General features: G+C 60.2%; 17 protein-coding genes. 11 read left to right on the top strand and 6 right to left on the bottom strand.

Annotated elements, in window-relative coordinates:
* Nucleotides 1-8: 8 nt before the first annotated feature.
* Together KX928_RS02485 and KX928_RS02480 are read right to left on the bottom strand one after the other, a co-directional pair.
* On the bottom strand, nt 9-335 hold the full coding sequence (locus KX928_RS02485; protein WP_219498455.1) for an NAD-dependent epimerase/dehydratase family protein: 327 nt from the start codon (nt 333-335) through the stop codon (nt 9-11).
* Between the two features lie 90 nt (nt 336-425).
* Complete coding sequence (locus tag KX928_RS02480; protein ID WP_219498454.1) at nt 426-1,436, bottom strand: LacI family DNA-binding transcriptional regulator; 1,011 nt, start codon at nt 1,434-1,436, stop codon at nt 426-428.
* 108 nt (nt 1,437-1,544) lie between these two features.
* Here KX928_RS02480 and KX928_RS02475 point away from each other — a divergent pair, with 108 nt between their 5' ends.
* The 5 genes from KX928_RS02475 to KX928_RS02455 are packed head-to-tail and all read left to right on the top strand — an operon-like array spanning nt 1,545 to nt 7,486.
* Entirely contained in the window at nt 1,545-3,056 is a 1,512-nt protein-coding gene (locus tag KX928_RS02475; RefSeq protein ID WP_219498452.1) for a tripartite tricarboxylate transporter permease, read from the top strand.
* The gene (locus KX928_RS02470; protein WP_219498450.1) at nt 3,053-3,523 is read left to right on the top strand and encodes a tripartite tricarboxylate transporter TctB family protein; all 471 of its coding nucleotides are present in this window, start codon (nt 3,053-3,055) and stop codon (nt 3,521-3,523) included. Before KX928_RS02475 ends, KX928_RS02470 begins: the two co-directional genes overlap by 4 nt.
* Before the next feature lie 38 nt (nt 3,524-3,561).
* Nucleotides 3,562-4,530 carry a tripartite tricarboxylate transporter substrate binding protein gene (locus tag KX928_RS02465; protein ID WP_219498448.1) on the top strand — a complete coding sequence of 323 codons (969 nt, stop codon included), beginning with the start codon at nt 3,562-3,564 and terminating at the stop codon, nt 4,528-4,530.
* Between the two features lie 59 nt (nt 4,531-4,589).
* Nucleotides 4,590-5,993 (top strand): acylating sulfoacetaldehyde dehydrogenase, encoded by a 1,404-nt coding sequence (gene sauS, locus KX928_RS02460; RefSeq protein ID WP_219498446.1) that lies wholly within the window; start codon nt 4,590-4,592, stop codon nt 5,991-5,993.
* Nucleotides 5,990-7,486, top strand: a complete 1,497-nt coding sequence (locus KX928_RS02455; RefSeq protein WP_219498444.1) for an AMP-binding protein — start codon at nt 5,990-5,992, stop codon at nt 7,484-7,486. The genes sauS and KX928_RS02455 overlap by 4 nt, the downstream gene beginning before the upstream one ends.
* 37 nt (nt 7,487-7,523) lie before the next feature.
* Here KX928_RS02455 and KX928_RS02450 read toward each other — a convergent pair whose 3' ends face one another.
* Nucleotides 7,524-8,021 (bottom strand): DinB family protein, encoded by a 498-nt coding sequence (locus KX928_RS02450; protein ID WP_219498442.1) that lies wholly within the window; start codon nt 8,019-8,021, stop codon nt 7,524-7,526.
* Nucleotides 8,022-8,279: 258 nt separating this feature from the next.
* Between KX928_RS02450 and KX928_RS02445 the strand changes: the two genes are divergently transcribed.
* The 6 genes from KX928_RS02445 to KX928_RS02420 are packed head-to-tail and all read left to right on the top strand — an operon-like array spanning nt 8,280 to nt 14,233.
* Nucleotides 8,280-11,159, top strand: coding sequence for a monovalent cation/H+ antiporter subunit A (locus KX928_RS02445; protein WP_219498440.1), 2,880 nt, complete (start codon nt 8,280-8,282; stop codon nt 11,157-11,159).
* A 1-nt stretch (nt 11,160) separates the two neighbouring features.
* Nucleotides 11,161-11,517, top strand: coding sequence for a Na+/H+ antiporter subunit C (locus tag KX928_RS02440; protein ID WP_219498438.1), 357 nt, complete (start codon nt 11,161-11,163; stop codon nt 11,515-11,517).
* Nucleotides 11,514-13,055, top strand: coding sequence for a monovalent cation/H+ antiporter subunit D (locus KX928_RS02435; protein WP_219498437.1), 1,542 nt, complete (start codon nt 11,514-11,516; stop codon nt 13,053-13,055). The genes KX928_RS02440 and KX928_RS02435 overlap by 4 nt, the downstream gene beginning before the upstream one ends.
* Nucleotide 13,056: 1 nt before the next feature.
* Complete coding sequence (locus KX928_RS02430) at nt 13,057-13,557, top strand: Na+/H+ antiporter subunit E (protein ID WP_219498435.1); 501 nt, start codon at nt 13,057-13,059, stop codon at nt 13,555-13,557.
* Nucleotides 13,554-13,841 (top strand): K+/H+ antiporter subunit F, encoded by a 288-nt coding sequence (locus KX928_RS02425; protein ID WP_219498433.1) that lies wholly within the window; start codon nt 13,554-13,556, stop codon nt 13,839-13,841. The genes KX928_RS02430 and KX928_RS02425 overlap by 4 nt, the downstream gene beginning before the upstream one ends.
* A complete protein-coding gene (locus tag KX928_RS02420; protein ID WP_219498431.1) occupies nt 13,838-14,233 on the top strand; it encodes a Na+/H+ antiporter subunit G in 396 nt (131 codons plus the stop codon). The genes KX928_RS02425 and KX928_RS02420 overlap by 4 nt, the downstream gene beginning before the upstream one ends.
* Before the next feature lie 205 nt (nt 14,234-14,438).
* Here KX928_RS02420 and KX928_RS02415 read toward each other — a convergent pair whose 3' ends face one another.
* From KX928_RS02415 to ilvD, 3 genes are all read right to left on the bottom strand, one after another.
* A complete protein-coding gene (locus tag KX928_RS02415; protein WP_219498429.1) occupies nt 14,439-14,810 on the bottom strand; it encodes a hypothetical protein in 372 nt (123 codons plus the stop codon).
* 12 nt (nt 14,811-14,822) lie between these two features.
* Complete coding sequence (locus KX928_RS02410; RefSeq protein WP_219498426.1) at nt 14,823-15,596, bottom strand: DUF6478 family protein; 774 nt, start codon at nt 15,594-15,596, stop codon at nt 14,823-14,825.
* Between the two features lie 166 nt (nt 15,597-15,762).
* Nucleotides 15,763-17,526, bottom strand: a complete 1,764-nt coding sequence (gene ilvD / locus KX928_RS02405) for a dihydroxy-acid dehydratase (protein ID WP_219498424.1) — start codon at nt 17,524-17,526, stop codon at nt 15,763-15,765.
* Nucleotides 17,527-17,635: the final 109 nt, after the last annotated feature.

The raw sequence follows: 17,635 nt of genomic DNA, 5'->3' as shown, positions 1-17,635 counted from the left end.
TTTGGGCGTCAGATGTGCCAAATGTCGGGCAATCCCCCCATCGGAACGCCAGTCCGTGCGCTGGCATTGAAATGTCCCGATGCCCCGTCGCTTTCGAGCAGCAGACGGTATGCGCGGGCAAGGTCGTCGCGATGGATCAGGGGCCAGCGCACCCGCCGGGAGCCCCGGATTTCAATCTGGCGCTGATGCCTGGCTTCACGACGGAACTGCTCAAAAACCCCGCCGCCAGCATGATAGACCATCGCGGGGTGGATCACCGTTTTGCGCCGGGCGCGCCGTGGCAATGACCAGATGTCCAGATTTGTGCCGGTGGCTCCCAACACCCAAACGCGCATGGCTATGTCCTTCCCTGTTCCAGATGACGGGAAATCTGCGCCCTCAACCATGCCTGAGATCAAGACGTAAAACTCTTTGCCCCAGCCCGGTCAACGCCGCTGGCAGGTGTCCCTGACATTCAGCGTGATCGCGCAGTTGATGCGCACGGTCTGATCAAGGTTGCCGACGACGAATCCTGCCAGTTGCTGGCCCGCAAGGTGCCCGATCTCACGCGCGGGAAGACGCACCGTCGTCAGGGCGGGGGACATTTCCTCGGACCCTTTGAAATCCCCTATCCCGATGATGGACAGATCGTCCGGCACCCCAAGCCCCATATCCTGTGCACCGTAAAGCGCACCAACGGCCAGCACGTCGTTGCCGCATAGCAGCGCCGTTGGCATCTGCGGTTGGGTCAGAATGGAGGCAACGGCGTGCTTGGCCTCTGACAGGCTGTAAAGGCTCTCGGTCATCCAGCCTTCCCGCAGGGTCACACCCGCCGAGACCAAGGCCCGACACGCACCTTCGTACCGCCCGCGGGCGCGGTCATTGTCGGTGCGTGGCGGGAACATCAGGCCGATGTCGCGGTGCCCGTGGTCCAGCAGGCACTGCGCTGCCAGTTGACCGGCCAGCGCATTGTCGGCCCCGACACAGGACAGCCGCGACGCTTCGTCGTAATTCCAGATCGAAATCGCCGGGGTCTTGTTGCTGTCCAGCAGTTGGTAGGTCTCCTCGGAGTGATCCTGACCGATCAATGCTACGCCATCGACCCTGTGTTCCAGAAATTTCCGGACCGCAGCGTATTCCCGCTCCAGATCGTATCCGTGAGAGGCCACCAGGATCACGAAGCCATGCGCTTCCACCGATTGCGAGAAAGCCTGGATCAGTTCGGCAAAAATCGTGTGATCGATTGTCGGGACCACGAGGCCGATGGTGCCGCTGCGGATGCCATGCATGGTTTGCGCCGCCCGGTTGCGAATATAGCCAAGTTCGCGCACCGCCTTGTCGATCTTTTTGCGAGTCGCGGGTTTCACCTGTTCGGGATGATTAAACGTTCTCGATACGGTCGATATTGAAACTTTCGCGCGTTTGGCCACTGCAAAAATATCTGTCTTATTTTTCATATAATCAGGCACTTATTGGGTGAATTCACAGAAACTATGAAAACATTTGCAAAACTATTTTCATTGCCTACCCTGATTTGTCAACGATCTGTGGCCGGGGAGCACGCGGTGGAATTCATTTTCTATTTCGGTGACGTATTTACGCCCGTTAACTTCGGCTTGCTTTTGTTGGGGACCATCGGCGGCCTGATCCTTGGCGCAACGCCCGGCCTGTCGCCGACCATGGCCGTGGCACTGCTCATTCCATTCACGTTCCAGCTGGAAGCGGCGCAGGGTCTGATCCTGCTCGGGGCCGCCTACACGTCAACGGTCGCCGGCGGCGCGGTCTCGGCCATATTGCTGAAAATTCCCGGGGCGCCGGCGAACATTGCCACAACCCTGGACGGGCACACGATGGCGCAAAAGGGCGAAGGGGCCAAGGCGCTGCAGCTGTCCTTTCTGTCTTCTGCCGTCGGGGGGATTTTCGGAGTTCTCCTGCTGATCTTCCTGACGCCAGTGCTGGCAAAATGGGCACTGGCTTTTGGCCCCAGCCACCTTTTCTGGCTCGCGATCCTCGGGGTGACCGTGATCGGCTCACTCGACTCGCGGTCCGTCGTCAAGGGTCTCTTGTCCGGCTGCATCGGCCTGTGGCTGGCCACCATAGGATTTGACGACATCATGGGCGCGCAGCGGTTCATCTTCCACCCGGCACTCGGCGGCGGTATCAACATCATCGCGGCCCTGATCGGCCTGTTTGCGATCCCGCAGGTGATCACGATGTTCGCCAAGGGCCGTCACAATGACGGGGCCGAGGTCATTCAGGTTCGCAAACATCCCATCGGTGCCGCGCTGTCCGAACTGATGCGAAACAAGCGCGCGATGGGTATCGGCACAATCACCGGGTCGATCATCGGGTTGATCCCGGGCGTCGGCGGGCAGATCGCGGGGCTTGTGGCCTACGACCAGTCCAGGAAATTCAGCCCCGAGCGGGCAAAGTTCGGCACCGGGCATCCCGAGGGGCTTGTGGCCGCTGAATCGGCGAACAACGCGATGGTGGGTCCGTCGCTGGTGCCGTTGTTGACCCTGTCGATCCCCGGCTCACCCACGGCGGCGGTGCTGTTGGGCGGCTTGCTGATCCATGGAATTTTCCCCGGCACCGATTTGTTTGATAACCACCCGGATGTGGCCTGGACCTTCATCAACTCCATGCTGATCGGGCAGGTGTTGATGTGCCTCTTCGGACTCTACGTGGCAGGCGTGGCAGCCCGTGTCGCACAGGTGCCGCAAAGCGTGATGGCCGCTGTGGTGCTGGGGCTTGCGGTCTTCGGCAGCTACTCGGTGCAATCCAGCATGGGCGACGTCTATGTGATGGCGGCGTTGGGTGTGATGATGTATTTCCTCGAACGGTTCGGCTTCTCGGCGGCGCCGCTGGTGCTGGGTCTCATCCTTGGCCCCATTGCCGAAGCCAACTTCATCCAGGGCAGCATGATCGCGAATGCGACCGACGGGATGACACCCTATTTCCTCGGTGGCTCGCTCAATCTCTTCCTGATCGCGGTTGTCATCGCCTCAATCGCCTATTCTGCCTACATGGAACTGAGATCACGCCGTTTCACCTCCAAAGAGGAGATCATGGCATGAGCGATATCAGCCTGCCCCGCATGCAACACATCATCGGATCGGGCGTCGTCGCGGTGGTAGGGATCTGGGTGGCCGTCGTAAGCTATACGCAACAACCTTCCGAAGCCTTCCTGTTTCCGCGCCTGATCGCCACGGTTTTCGTCGTGCTCGCCCTGTGGACATTCGCAAAAGCCTGCCTTGGCTGGACCAAGGTGGGCAATGGCCTCTCGGTCCGGCAGTTCCGAAACCTCGCGCCCGGGCTGATTGTCGCCCTGATCTACGTATTCTGGGCGGCAAAGGGACTGGGCTTTTACTCCGCAACGGCCATCGCCTTTTTCATTCTGTTGAGCCTTTACGACCCGGCGCCGCACACGGCGTTCCGCTCATGGCTCAAACGCGTCATCATCACGGCCTGCTTCATGGCCGTCATGTACGGTCTCTTCGCTTCATTGCTGAAAGTTTACACACCGCGAGAGATATTTTTCTGAACCGCAAAAAGCGGCAGATCACTTTGGGAGGAACTAACATGAAAAACCTACTCGCCGGGGCAGCCATTGCCCTTATAGGCCTGACCACATCAGCCTTCGCTGACGGTCACGCCAACTACCCTGAACGTCCGATCATGATGATGGTCAGCTACGGTGCCGGCGGCGCGACGGACTTTCAGGCACGCATCGTCACCATGACTGCGGGAAACGAGGATGCGCTCGGCATGCCAATTGCGATCCTCAACAAGCCGGGCGCGGGCGGTCGGGTCGGTTGGAACTGGCTGGCCGGTCAGGCGGAGGCGGACGGCTATACCCTGGGCGCCTATAACGTTCCTCATTTCATTGCCCAGTCGATCAAGGGGGGTGTCGAATACTCTGCCGACAGTTTTGAGCCGATCGCCAACTGGGGGGCGGACCCCGCCGTGCTGGTCGTCGGCGCGGACAGCGAATTCAATACGCTTCAGGACGTTGTTGACTTTGCCAGGGCCAATCCCGGCAAGCTGACCACCTCGGGTGCGGGCCTCTTTGTCGGTCACCACATCGCGGCCCTGCAGATGGAAAAGGCGGGCGACATGAAGATGGCCTATATCCCGACCAAGGGCGGCGGCGCCGCGGCGATGAAAGCCGTGATCGCGGGCGAGGTGATGGCAGGCATTAACAACCTCTCTGATGCCTTCCGGGCGCGCGAGGCGGGCAACGTCAAAATCCTGGCTGTCGCCGATCTGGAGCGGAACGACTTTCTGCCCGACGTGCCGACGATGATGGAAAGCGGTCTCGACGTGGATAATGCCTCGGTGAACTTCCGCGGTGTGATGGTGCCCAAGGGTACGCCGCAGGGCATCATCGACAAGCTTGCCGCGACCGTTCCGACCATGTTTGAGAACAAGCGTGTTGCCGGGAAGATGAAGGCGGGGGGATCGCCTATGCATATAATGACCCGGGACGAGGTGCTGGCCATGTGGGCCAAGCGAGAAGAGACCCTGAAGGTCCTGCTGGCCGGGCTGTAAGCACCCCTTCCCCTACCCGGCTCATCGGGTGGGGGATCTACTGAAAAGGAACATCTGAAATGAACGCCCATGATGATCTTGCCGAGGTAGACGCGATTGTCGCGCGCGCGCGCGTCGCACAGCACGCCTATGAGGCGAACGGATCACAGGCCCGGTATGATCTTGCTGCCCAGGCCGCGGCCTGGGCCATCATGGAACCCTCCCGCAATCGCCACCTGGCCGAACTTGCGGTCGAGACAACCGGCCTTGGGAACGTGCCGGACAAGATCACCAAGAACCACCGCAAAACCCTTGGCCTGATGCGCGACATCGCCGGGGCAAAGACCTACGGGGTCATCAGCGATGACAATGACACGGGCATCACGGAAATCGCCCGGCCCATGGGGGTCATTGGCGCGGTGGTACCCTCCACCAATCCGGCGGCGACACCGGCGAACAACATCATCAACGCGCTCAAATGCGGGAATGCGATTGTCCTGTCGCCTTCGCCCAAAGGGGTGCCGGCCTGCGAGACCCTGCTGAACTACGTACATGCTGAGTTTGACAAGATCGGCGAGGACCATGATCTGGTGCAGATGGTACCGGGCACAGGCAGCAAGGAAAAAACCCAGCGTCTGCTGGAAACCACGGACCTGATCGTCGTCACAGGATCGCAGAACAACGTGAGGCGCGCCTATACATCCGGGACACCCGCGCTCGCTGTCGGGGCCGGCAATGTCACGGTGATCGTTGACGAAACCTGTGATCTTGCCGAAGCGGCCCGGAAAATCACGGCGTCGAAGACCTTTGACAATGCAACCTCCTGTTCGTCGGAAAACGCACTGGTCGTGGTGGATGAGGTCTATGATGCTTTCGTCGCCGACTTGGTGAAAGCAGGGGGTGCGGTAGTGGCGGATGACGCGCGCATCGTGGCCGCGCTCTGGCCTGATGGCCATCTCAACCGCGCCGTGATCGCACAGGATGCGGACAAAATGCTGCGCGCTCTCGGCGTCGAGAATGATGTCCCGGCGGGCACAGAGTTTCTGGTGGTGGAAACATCCGGCATCGGGCCGGAGCATCCGCTGTCAGGCGAGAAGCTTTCGCGGGTTGCAGCCCTTTACCGGGCAACGGACTTCTCTGACGCGGTGGCAATCGCAAGAGCCATCCTTGAACATCAGGGCGCCGGGCATTCCATCGGTCTGCACTCATCGCGTGAGGATCGTGCGCTACAGCTGGGCAGGGAAATCCCGACCTGTCGCGTGATCGTCAATCAGGCGCATTGCTTTGCGACCGGCGGGGCGTTTGACAATGGCATGCCGTTTTCGCTCTCCATGGGATGTGGATCCTGGGGTGGCAATTCGATAGACGACAATCTGCATTGGAAGCATTTTCTGCAAACCACCAAGATCGTAAGGCAAATTCCGCCGCGCGAGCCTGCGCTTGAGGATGTGTTTTCGGACTATTGGAAAGTCGCCGGTCAATGAATCTGTCGCCCGACCATCCACCCGGCGGGACGCTGCGCGACTGGATCGATCATCGCGCCCGTGGGAACGGCTTGGCCTTCGTTTTCTGGGATGACCCGGACATACTGGACTGGCAATCGCTTCGCGACCAAGCGCGCCGGATCGCCGGTGCATTGACGGCACGCGGCATTGCCAGGGGCGACAGCGTTGCCATCATGCAGCCCAATGGCCGGGACGGTGTCCTAGCCTTTTACGGCGCGGTTTATGGTGGCTTTCGGGCGACGATGATCAATCTGGCCGCAGGTCATGACGCGATTGAATACGCCCTGGCTCACAGCGAGGCGCGGGTCGCTCTGGTGCATGACAGTGTTGCCTCGCTTTACGAAGCAACCCGCCCGGCAGGCATGACAAGGGCGGACGTGACCGAAGCGGCGGGCGATGTCGCGCTGCACGATGTCGCACCCGGTGATCACGCCCTGCTCATGTATACATCCGGCACGACCGGCCGTCCGAAGGGGGTTGTTCACACGCAGTCCAGCCTGCTCGCAGGTGGATGGACACCTGCCATCGCGCATAAGCTGACCGAGGCGGATCGCGCGCTTTGCGTGCTGCCGATATGTCACATCAACGGGCTGTGCGTAACGGTGATTGGTGCGTTGGTGTCCGGCGGGTCGGTTGCCATGTGCCCGCGGTTTTCCGTCAGCGGCTTCTGGCCGCAGGTCAGTGAAATGGGCGCGACATGGTTTTCGGTCGTGCCGACGATCATCTCGCATCTTCTGCATGCCGAAGGCACGCCGGATGCGGACACGATGATCCGCCTGAGGTTTGGCCGCTCCGCGTCTGCGGCCCTCGCCCCGGACGTACAAAGCGCTTTTGAACGGCGCTTCCATGTGCCGATCATCGAGACAATGGGCCTGACGGAGACCGCGGCGCAAATTCTGTCCAATCCCCTGCCTCCGGGCACGCGCAAAATCGGATCGCCGGGTATCGCTTTTGGAAACGAAGTCGCGGTTTTCGCGCCTGATATGACGGAATGCGGGCCGGAAGCCGAAGGCGAGATTGTCGTGCGCGGACCGAACGTCATGCGCGAATACCTCAAGAACCCCGCAGCAACGCAAGCCACTTTTGCCAACGGCTGGCTTCGAACGGGAGACCTGGGCAAGAAAGATAAGGACGGCTACTTTTTCGTGACCGGCCGCCTCAAGGAGCTGATCATCAAAGGTGGCGAAAACATCGCACCACGCGAGATCGACGAAGCGCTCTATTCGCACGGGGATGTGATAGAGGCCGCAGCCTTCGCGCGCCCCTGCACGACATACGGTGAACGGGTCGAGGCAGCCGTGCGCGTGCGGGACGGATCGGGTTTGTCCAATGATGACCTTGTTGCTCTCTGCGTGGAGAAGCTGGGCGAATTCAAGGCGCCTGACCGCATCCATTTCTTGCCGGAGCTTCCCAAGGGTCCGTCAGGAAAAATCCAGCGGTTGAAGCTGCTGGCTGTTACAGAGGCGGGCTAAACCGCTCCATTCCGGTAAAGCCACCACGGCAGGTCGATCATTCGAGCAAGATCAGATCTGTGGCTTCCGGCGCAGCGCCTGCTGCCGTCAGCATGCAGTGGACCTGTCCACGATGATGCGTCTGGTGGTTGAACAGGCCGACAATACATAAGGCACGCGGCTTTTCGACCCGCTTGGAGCTACTCGCGGGATACCAGATAAGCGGCCCTGCCATGGCAGCCTTGTCCAACGTCGTTGCCCATTGCGCCAGCGCGTCATCGCACCGACGGCGCAAATCCTTGAACTCTGCCCAGTCGGAAGGGTTGACCAATGAAGGCGACAGGTACGCCTCCGGGCGCGGGTTGCCCGCTAGTCTTTCAAGCCACAGCACATCACCCCAATGGATGTGGTTCAGCGTCGCGGCTATGGACCCGAAAAATGCGCCGCGGTCCTGCCAGCGCTGCTGATCGTCAAGGGTATCGGCGGCCTTCAAAAGAGAGTTGTTCTGCCATGCGTTGTAGCGCACCATCATGCGGCAATAGTCAGGTGTAATCATGTCACCTTGTCCTTTGTTTCAGGGAAATGTTGTGCGACGTCACCATGAACGTCGTGACGTCGCGGGCTGTGCTGCGATCGTCTTCCACGATCGGATCAACCGGTCTTCCCGACACCTCTTGGAAGAGCAGGCGGGAGGTCGAGATGCTTGCAGCGCGACACATCTGTGGCAACAACCACACAGGTCATTTGCACGTGTGCATTTACAAATCAATGCGTTTCGGATCAATCTTATAAACTAACCGGATCAGGAGTTTGCGTGTCCCTCTTCTTCATCGTCGCTTTGCCGTTCTTTGGTGCTCTTCTGCCCGGTCTGATGAACTCAGCTGGCCGGTCTGCATGTGCCGGAGTAACCTTTACCGTCTCACTTGCCGCATTTTTCGGCCTGCTGACGAACCTGCCGTCCGTTCTGGCGGGCGAGATGGTGACGGCGCGGGTCGACTGGATGCCGTCTCTGGGTCTGAACTTCACATTGATGCTGGACGGATTGGGCTTCTTTTTCGCCTTTTTGATCCTCGGCATCGGTCTTCTGATCATCGCCTACGCGCGGCACTACCTGAGCCGCAGCGACAACATGGGCGAGTTTTTTACCTACCTTCTGCTCTTCCAAGGGGCGATGGTCGGGATTGTACTAAGCGATAACATCCTGCTTTTGCTGGTTTTCTGGGAGCTGACATCGCTGTCTTCGTTCCTGCTGATCGGCTACTGGAAGCATCTGCCCGAAGGCCGGCAAGGCGCAAGAATGGCGCTTGCGGTGACCGGCATGGGCGGTCTAGCCATGATTGGCGGCATGCTCATCCTGGGCCAGATCGCGGGCAGCTATGATCTCAGCGTGATCCTACAAAACCGCGATCTCATTCAGGCCGATCCCTTGTACGTACCAGCTTTGATCCTGATCCTGCTGGGGTGTTTCACAAAATCCGCTCAGTTCCCTTTCCATTTCTGGTTACCGCATGCGATGGCCGCGCCGACGCCGGTGTCCGCTTATCTGCACTCTGCCACGATGGTGAAAGCGGGGATATTCCTGATGGCGCGCATGTGGCCGGTCCTGTCAGGCACGCCCGAGTGGTTCATGATCGTGACCACTGCCGGGTTGGTCACGATGGTTCTGGGCGCCGTCATCGCGCTTTTCAAACATGATCTGAAGGCGCTACTGGCGTTCTCGACGGTCAGTCACCTTGGTCTGATCACGATGCTTTTAGGCACGGGCACGGCTTTTGGCGCCATGGCGGCGGTCTTCCACATACTGAACCACGCCACGTTCAAGGCCGCGCTTTTCATGTCTGCCGGTATCATCGATCACGAAGCCCACACCCGCGACATAAGGCGTCTGGGCGGGCTGCGCACGCTGATGCCGGTGACCTTCGTGATCGCGACCCTGGCCGCCCTGTCGATGGCCGGTATTCCGCTGCTCAACGGGTTCTTGTCCAAGGAGATGATGCTGGAGGAGACTACGCATACCGTTTCGTTTGGCGCACCCTGGCTGGTGCCGGTGATGGCGACCGTCGGGTCGCTTTTCTCAGCGGCTTATTGCTTCCGGCTGATCGGGCATGTGTTTCTTGGCCCGGTACGCGATGATTATCCCGCCCGGCCGCATGATCCCGGCGCGGGCATGTGGTTGCCTCCGGCGATCCTTGTGGTGCTGGTTGTCGTCATCGGGATCGCCCCCTTTCTTGCGGAACCTTTCGTGAAACTGGTCACGGCCTCGCTGCTGGGCATCGAGGGCGAGGTTCCCAAGGCCTACTTCAAGATCTGGCATGGTCTGGTACCGGCGCTCTTCATGTCCATCATCGCGACGGTGGGCGGATTGCTGGTGCTGGCCATATTCCATCCTGCGCTGCGTGTGTGGGAAACGACGCCGCGCCCCGAGGCGAAAGTGATCTTCGAAGCGATTGTCGAGACGGCGGCGCATCTCGCCCGCAGGCTGATCCTAGGGTTACACAACGGGGCGTTCACCCGCTATGCGGTCATCGGGTCCATCGCGATCATCGCTGCCGGGTTCCACGCCTGGAGCACGGGAACCGTGGCCGCCCCCACGCGGGCACCACAGGCGGCGGGGCCGGTACCTACCGCGGGATGGCTGATGCTGGTCGTCGCGACAGTCGGATTGGTGGTCATGCACCGCAACCGTTTCCTGTCGCTGATCCTGATTGGTATTGTCGGTCTCATGGTCTCTATCGGGTTCGTTTTCCTGAGCGCGCCGGATCTGGCGATGACCCAGTTCACGGTCGAGGTGGTGACGATCATCCTGCTGTTGCTTGCGCTGAACTTCCTGCCGAAACGCACACCGGTCGAAAGTTCGGTGCTGCGCCGGGTGCGGGATGCCGGGGTTGCCGTTGCTGGTGGTCTGGCCACCTTCGGACTGGCCTATCACTACCTGCTGCGCGGGGCGGTCACTGCGCCGATCTCGGAATTCCACCTTGCCAACTCCTACAAAGGCGGGGGCGGCACCAATGTGGTCAACGTCATCCTCGTCGATTTCCGGGGGTTTGACACCTACGGCGAAATCATCGTCTTGGGCATCGCCGCCCTGCTGATCTACGCGTTGACAGAGACCCTGCTGAACGGGCCTGTACGCGCACGTCTTCTGAACCGTGAACCCGATGAGGTTCGGGCCGGAGATATGCACCCGATGATGATGGTAGTTCTGACACGGGTCATCATGCCCGTGGTCCTGATGGTCGGGTTCTACATCTTCCTGCGCGGTCACAACGAGCCGGGTGGCGGCTTTATCGCAGGCCTCATCGTCTCTATCGCGGTGGTTATGCAATATATGGCCAGTGGGTTCGCCTGGACGTCCGCCCGGCTGAAATACCCCTATCATGGCGTCATCGGCGCGGGTGTTCTGGTTGCCGGGTTCACCGGTATCGGATCGTGGTTCGTGGGCAAACCGTTCCTGACCTCGGATTTCACCTATGTCCGCATCCCGCCGTTTGAGAAATTCGAGCTTGCAACGGCGGCCCTGTTTGACTTGGGCGTCTTCCTTTCTGTTGTCGGTGCGGTGATGCTGTCGCTTGAAAGCTTCTCACGCCTGGCCCGGCGCGCGCAAGTGCCAGACAGCGAACACCCGATGGATATCGACCCGTCGCGAGAAGATCCGGCCATCGAAGGCGCCGGGTCCATCCGGGAGGGCGTGTGATATGGAAATGCTCGTTGCATCTGCTATCGGCATCATGACCGCCGGGGGGATTTACCTGGTGCTCAGGCTTCGGACCTTCCCGGTGATCCTGGGCATTTCGCTGCTCACCTATGCGGTGAACGTCTTTCTTTTCGCCTCCGGCAGGCTGACCATCGGCGCGCCGCCGGTCCTGCGCGATAGTATGAGCAGCTATACCGATCCGCTGCCACAAGCGTTGGTATTGACGGCAATCGTGATTTCTTTCGGCATGACGGCCGTGGTCGTGATGATCGGCCTCGGGGCGTTTCTGGGGTCAAATGACGATCACGTGGATGACCAGCCCACCGGCCTCGAAGATCAGGCGGAGGGAAAGTCATGACCCACTGGATCATTGCCCCCGTCATATTGCCCGCGCTGCTTGCTCCCTTCATTGTCCTTGCGGCGCGCTATCACATCGGAATCCAGCGCGCCTTTTCCGTGGCTGGCGTGCTCGCCTTGATCGTGATTGCCGCGGCCCTCGCGTGGCACGTGTCTGACGGCAGTGTGCTGCTGTATCAACTGGGCGATTGGGCGGCCCCTTTCGGCATCGTGCTGGTGGGCGACAGGCTGTCGACACTCATGGTGCTGCTGACATCGGTGCTGGCGCTTTTTGTGCTGCTCTACGCCATAGGCTCCGGTTGGGACGACCGGGGGTGGCATTTCCATGCGCTTTTCCAGTTCCAGCTGATGGGTATCCTCGGCGCCTTTCTGACGGGCGACCTTTTCAACCTCTTCGTCTTTTTCGAAGTGCTGTTGATTGCCTCATACGGGCTGATGATCCATGCCGGTGGCAATGCGCGGCTGCGGGCAGGTGTGCAATACGTGCTCTTCAACCTGATCGGGTCGACCTTGTTTCTCTTTGCGCTCGGCTCGATCTACGCCGAAACCGGGACGCTGAACATGGCTGATCTGGCGGGGCGGGTCAGGCTGATCGGGCCGGAGGAAACGGTTGGTATCCGCGTCGCGGCTGTCCTTTTGCTGCTTGTCTTTGCAATCAAGGCGGCCGTCGTGCCGCTGCATTTCTGGCTCCCGTCGAGCTATGCCGAAGCGCCTGCCCCGGTGGCCGCGCTCTTTGCGATCATGACGAAGGTGGGTGCCTATGCGATCATCCGTGTCTACACGATGGTCTTTCCCCCGGATCTCGAGGTGACGTCGGGCCTGCACGATCTGTGGTTGCTGCCTGCGGCGCTGATCTCGCTGGCGATCGGAATGACCGGCGTTCTGGCCGCCAAGAAGCTGGACCGGCTGGTGGCTTTTTCCATCATCGGATCCATGGGCATGGTCATGGTGGCGATTTCGCTGTTCAGTCCGGCGGGCATCGCGGCCGCGCTCTATTACATGGTCCATTCGACCCTGGCCGGTGCGGCGCTCTTCTTGATCTCGGATCTTGTGCGCACAGGTCGCGCCGATCTTGAGCTGACACCGCAGCCGCCGATCGCCGGAACGGCCCTGACGGCAGGGCTCTTTTTCACCGGTGCAATTGCGATGGCCGGTCTGCCGCCACTGTCGGGCTTTCTTGGCAAGCTTCTGGTGCTGGATGCCGCCTTTGATGCGGATCTCGTCGTATGGATCTGGGTGGTTGTGCTAAGCTTCAGCCTGATCAGCATTATCGGGTTCGCACGTGCCGGCAGCGTGGTGTTCTGGAAGGCCCATGGTCTGGAGCCGTCGAATGTCGCGGCCAGCGGCGTGCGACCGACAACCCTGTCCTATGTCGCGGTTGGCGGGCTCTTCTCGCTTCTGATCGCCCACACGGTCTTTGCCGGACAGGTGCATGCCTATACGACAACCATGGCAGCCCAGCTCTTCGAGCCGCGTGCCTATATCTCGACCGTCATCGAAACCCAGGGAAAACTGAGCAAGCCGAAGGAGGACAACTGACATGATGCGCGTATACCGCTGGCTGTTGCCACACCCGCTGCTGACGCTCATTCTGGCCGTCGTCTGGACGCTGCTGCAAAACGAGGTATCCTCGGGGATGGTCGTCTTTGGTATCATCCTGGGAGTGATTATTCCGTTGATGACGTCGATCTGGTGGCCCGATACGCCGCAAGGGTTCCGGCTGGGAAAAATGATCAGCTACAGCTTTGTCGTTATCTGGGACATCCTCGTTGCCAATGTGCAGGTGGCATGGATCGTGCTGACGGTTCCGAATGCCAAGCTGAAACCGGCGTGGATCGTGGTACCGCTGGAACTGCGGCAACCCGAGGCCATCACGGTGCTGGCCGGGACGATCACGCTGACGCCCGGCACGGTCTCTGCGGACCTGTCGAACGAAGGGCACAGCCTGCTTGTGCACGTGTTGCACACCAGTGATGCCGATGCGGTGAGAGAAGACATAAAGACGCGATACGAGCGCCGACTGTTGGAGATTTTTTCATGACAGAAGCCGCGGATATAATGAACATTGCGATTGCAATTGCCTTCGTGACGCTTGTGCTGGGGCAGATCCTGTCAATGGTCCGGCTGGTGCTGGGACCCACGTCAGGCGACCGGATACTCGCACTCGACACCATGGTCATCAATGCATTGGGTCTGGTGGTTGTGCTTGGTATCAGCCAGGGGGTGCAGATTTATTTCGAGGTGTCGTTGCTGATCGCCATGCTGGGGTTTGTTTCCACCGTCGCTTTGGCGCGCTTTATCCTGCGGGGGGATATCATCGAATGACAGATCAGGATTTCGGCACCTATGCCGCGGCACTTTTTCTATTGATCGGATCGGGGTTCGTCTTCGTGGGCGCCGTTGGATTGCTGAAGTTCAACGACCCGATGACCCGGGTGCATGCCCCGACCAAGGTGGGCACGGTGGGCATTGGCATGCTGCTACTTGGGTCGATGGTCTATTCGAATTCCCTGGGCTCTACCTCCATCCACGAACTTCTGATCATGGCGTTTCTGTTTGTCACGGCGCCCATCTCCGCCCATTTCATCGCCAAGGTGAACATCCACCGCAGAGCCTGCGAGACCCCCCCGTCACCGCCGCGTGACGAGACGTGGTCGACGCTAAACTCTCCCGAGGCGGATCAGAAAAATGAAAACCTCAAGGTGGGACAGAGCTAGCCCTGGCGGATGGCCGCATACCTTCCCGTCCGCGGCGGTCAACAATCGGATTTGGTGGACGCTGTGACCGGCATCAGAGATGAGCCTGTTGTCTTGCCGGATCAGGTAATCCTGCACGGAGGCTTCTTTGTCGCATCCCGCCGTCGCAAACACAGAAAGTGGATTGATCTTGGGAAGATCATTCTGCGGGCAACCTCTCTGCGGGTTACATCGTCTCGACGCAGTGGCGGCGAAATGCCCGTTTCAACATATCCAGCTCGGCGCGCAGAAGATCGACCTCGGCACGTAAATCGTCCCCCAGGGCTTCGCCTGCAATCAGCGTGAAGCTGCCCAGACGGTCGCCGGTTGCTGTGTCGGAGATCAGGATCGTCTGGACGCCATCGGTGATCGCCTCAGCAGGGACGGGAATTTGTAACAGCCAGCCGCCCGCTTCCTTGGCGGCTGTCAGGGTGACATCATCCACAGGCTGTTCCAAATGGGTCACGCTCAGGGCGGGCGCAACATCTCCCGACCCTGTGACCAGTCCCTGCCAGACACCGCTTTGCATTTTGGATTTCGTGACGACCAGCTGGTTCATCTTTCCGGCTCCCTAGAGTTGCGCGCGGGCGCGACGCGAAAAAGTGAGGTCGCGCAGTGTCACCATGTTCATCTCCGGCCCTTCGAAAATGAAATCAATCCAGACCTTCTCGATGCGCTTCTCGTTCAGGTTGGAATAGGCCAGATCAAACTCGATACTGACCTCTTTGTCCGTGACGGACAGCTCACGCACAATCTGCTCGGTATTCGGGCCGTGCCGCACGTTCAGCCTGACGAAGATCTCGATTGGTTTTTCCATTTCTACAATGCTGCTGACCCGCAGGATATGCGTGCGTTTCAGGCCCTTGACCGCGTCCTCCGGCAGATCGACCACCAGCGACAGGAATGAGCCGTCAAAACGGAACACATCCACGCGCAACCCGTAGGGCGCCAGATCTTCCTGCCGTGTATTGCGCACCTGCCTGAGCGTCAGTTCAGAGCGGCCGCAGTCATGAAAAAGGGTGACCTCATCGCCCAGCATCGACTTGTTCTGAACCGAGGAAATACCGGGTGTCGCGAGCGGACCGCGCCATAACTCCGGACGCCATGCCCAGTCCGCATTATGCGGTTTGGGGAAGCTGCTGGAGCCGATGATGGGCAGGGCAAGCCGTTCGTCAGCGGTGTGAATCAGCCGGTCGAGATGCGCCCGCAGCAGCCGGGCGCGGGTGCGTTGCTTGCGCAGAACGCTCAGCTTGGCGGTGCCCGCTTCCCGTGCGGACAATGCCCAGCGTTGCAGGGCGCGCCTGTACATCGCCGCATCCCAAAGGGTGTCGCCGCCTTTTCCCATATGCTGGTCTTTGCCCTTGTTGCCGTTCCGCTAGCTTATGTAACGAAAGGGTTGCGGTCTGATAAACCATGAATTTGGGACAATCGGCCGATTTTTTGGAAATTGTTGCTTTCCTTGGCAAGGCGGTTGTCCCTGCGCGCCACCGGGCGCGCAAGGACGGCGCGGCTCAGAGCGCCATGTATTCGTGGCCTTCGTCCTTGCCTCCGGGATGTGTCACGGCGCCCAGGTAGGTCGGACCTACTAGTTTGGCGTATTTCCACAAGGCACCCGCGCCGTATATGGTTGGGCGCGGGCCCTTCCAGTCGGCCTTGCGCGCAGCCATTTCCGCGTCGGATACGTCAACTGAAATCGTGCCTTCAATGGCATTGAGCGTGATTACGTCGCCGTCTTTCAGCAAGGCGATTGGGCCGCCGTGCGCGGCTTCCGGGCCCACGTGCCCGACGCAGAAACCACGGGTCGCGCCGGAGAAACGACCATCCGTGATCAGCGCGACCTTCTTGCCCATGCCCTGGCCGGAGAGGGCGGCGGTTGTGGCCAGCATTTCGCGCATGCCCGGGCCACCGGCAGGCCCTTCATTGCGGATCACGAAGACATCGCCTTCCTTGTAGGTGCGGTTCTGAACCGCCTCAAAGGCGTCCTGCTCGCATTCAAAAACCCGTGCAGGTCCGGTGAACAACTGGTGCTGTGGCTCCATTCCGGCGATTTTGACGATGGCACCTTCCGGCGCGAGATTGCCCTTGAGGCCAACAACACCGCCGGTCTTGCTGAGGGGGGTTTCAACCGGGTAGATCACGCGGCCGTCCGCTTCCAGGCTGACCTTGTCGATTTCCTCGCCAATCGAATAGCCGGTTGCGGTGATACAGTCTTCGTGGATCAGACCGGCTTTGCGCAGCTCTTTCATCACCACCGGCACGCCACCCGCTTCGTAGAGATCCTTGGCGACGTAGGCGCCACCCGGCTTCAGGTCGACGAAATAGGGTGTGTCACGGAAAATCTCGCATACGTCTTCAAGGAAGAAGTCGATGCCGGCTTCATGGGCCATCGCGGGCAGGTGCAGACCGGCGTTGGTCGAGCCCCCGGTACAGGCAACGATGCGTGCCGCGTTTTCCAGCGATTTGCGGGTGACGATATCGCGGGCCCGGATGTTCTTCTCGATCAGGTTCATGACCGCGGCACCCGAGGCTTCGGCGTAGGCATCCCGGCTTTCATAGGGCGCGGGCGCCCCGGCGGAATTTGGCAGCGCCAACCCAATGGCTTCCGACACGCAGGCCATGGTGTTGGCCGTGAACTGACCACCGCAGGCACCGGCGGAGGGGCAGGCAACGCGTTCAAGAATTTCAAGCTCGGCCTCGGACAGGCTGCCGCTCTGCTGGCGACCGACGGCTTCGAACATATCCTGTACGGTCAGATCGCGATTGGCAAAATCTTCGGGAACGGCGGCTCCGGTGGGCGCACGGCCCGGCAGGATCGACCCGCCGTAAAGGAAAACAGACGGCACGTTCAGACGGATCATCGCCATCATCATGCCCGGCAGGCTCTTGTCACAGCCAGCCAGACCCACAATCGCGTCATAGCAATGGCCGCGCATTGTCAGCTCAACCGTATCCGCAATCGCCTCGCGCGAAGCCAGCGAAGACCGCATCCCTTCATGGCCCATCGCGATGCCGTCCGTGACGGTGATGGTGGTGAACTCGCGCGGTGTCCCCTGTTCGCGTTTCACACCCATCTTCACGGCCTGAGCCTGCCGATTCAGCGCAATGTTACATGGCGCGGCCTCATTCCAGCAGGTCGCCACGCCGACCAGAGGCTGGTGAATTTCCGCGTCGGTCATGCCCATCGCGTAGTAATAGGATCGGTGCGGCGCACGTGCCGGCCCTTCGGTCACGTGGCGGCTGGGCAGTTTGGATTTGTCAAAACGCTGGCTGGTCACGGGCAATCCCCCTCAAAATTGGTCCGATACCGAATAGCCAGTCCCCCTTCAGCCTGCAAGGCACAAGCGTTCAGATGTGCACATCGCCAGATCATTTGTGCGCTTGTAT

Origin of the sequence: Roseobacter insulae (assembly GCF_019375555.1) — a bacterium.
Taxonomy (GTDB): domain Bacteria; phylum Pseudomonadota; class Alphaproteobacteria; order Rhodobacterales; family Rhodobacteraceae; genus Roseobacter; species Roseobacter insulae.
The sequence above is the reverse complement of the archived record's forward strand: the minus strand, read 5'-3'. Positions and strand labels throughout refer to the sequence as shown.

Excerpts from the sequence above, each read along its gene's own strand:
- KX928_RS02485 (WP_219498455.1), bottom strand. The coding sequence starts at position 335 with ATGCGCGTTTGGGTGTTGGGAGCCACCGGCACAAATCTGGACATCTGG.
- KX928_RS02435 (WP_219498437.1), top strand. The coding sequence starts at position 11,514 with ATGACCCACTGGATCATTGCCCCCGTCATATTGCCCGCGCTGCTTGCT.
- KX928_RS02480 (WP_219498454.1), bottom strand. The coding sequence starts at position 1,436 with ATGAAAAATAAGACAGATATTTTTGCAGTGGCCAAACGCGCGAAAGTT.
- KX928_RS02470 (WP_219498450.1), top strand. The coding sequence starts at position 3,053 with ATGAGCGATATCAGCCTGCCCCGCATGCAACACATCATCGGATCGGGC.
- KX928_RS02410 (WP_219498426.1), bottom strand. The coding sequence starts at position 15,596 with ATGGGAAAAGGCGGCGACACCCTTTGGGATGCGGCGATGTACAGGCGC.
- KX928_RS02415 (WP_219498429.1), bottom strand. The coding sequence starts at position 14,810 with ATGAACCAGCTGGTCGTCACGAAATCCAAAATGCAAAGCGGTGTCTGG.
- sauS (WP_219498446.1), top strand. The coding sequence starts at position 4,590 with ATGAACGCCCATGATGATCTTGCCGAGGTAGACGCGATTGTCGCGCGC.
- KX928_RS02430 (WP_219498435.1), top strand. The coding sequence starts at position 13,057 with ATGATGCGCGTATACCGCTGGCTGTTGCCACACCCGCTGCTGACGCTC.
- KX928_RS02450 (WP_219498442.1), bottom strand. The coding sequence starts at position 8,021 with ATGATTACACCTGACTATTGCCGCATGATGGTGCGCTACAACGCATGG.
- KX928_RS02455 (WP_219498444.1), top strand. The coding sequence starts at position 5,990 with ATGAATCTGTCGCCCGACCATCCACCCGGCGGGACGCTGCGCGACTGG.
- KX928_RS02465 (WP_219498448.1), top strand. The coding sequence starts at position 3,562 with ATGAAAAACCTACTCGCCGGGGCAGCCATTGCCCTTATAGGCCTGACC.
- KX928_RS02420 (WP_219498431.1), top strand. The coding sequence starts at position 13,838 with ATGACAGATCAGGATTTCGGCACCTATGCCGCGGCACTTTTTCTATTG.
- KX928_RS02440 (WP_219498438.1), top strand. The coding sequence starts at position 11,161 with ATGGAAATGCTCGTTGCATCTGCTATCGGCATCATGACCGCCGGGGGG.
- KX928_RS02425 (WP_219498433.1), top strand. The coding sequence starts at position 13,554 with ATGACAGAAGCCGCGGATATAATGAACATTGCGATTGCAATTGCCTTC.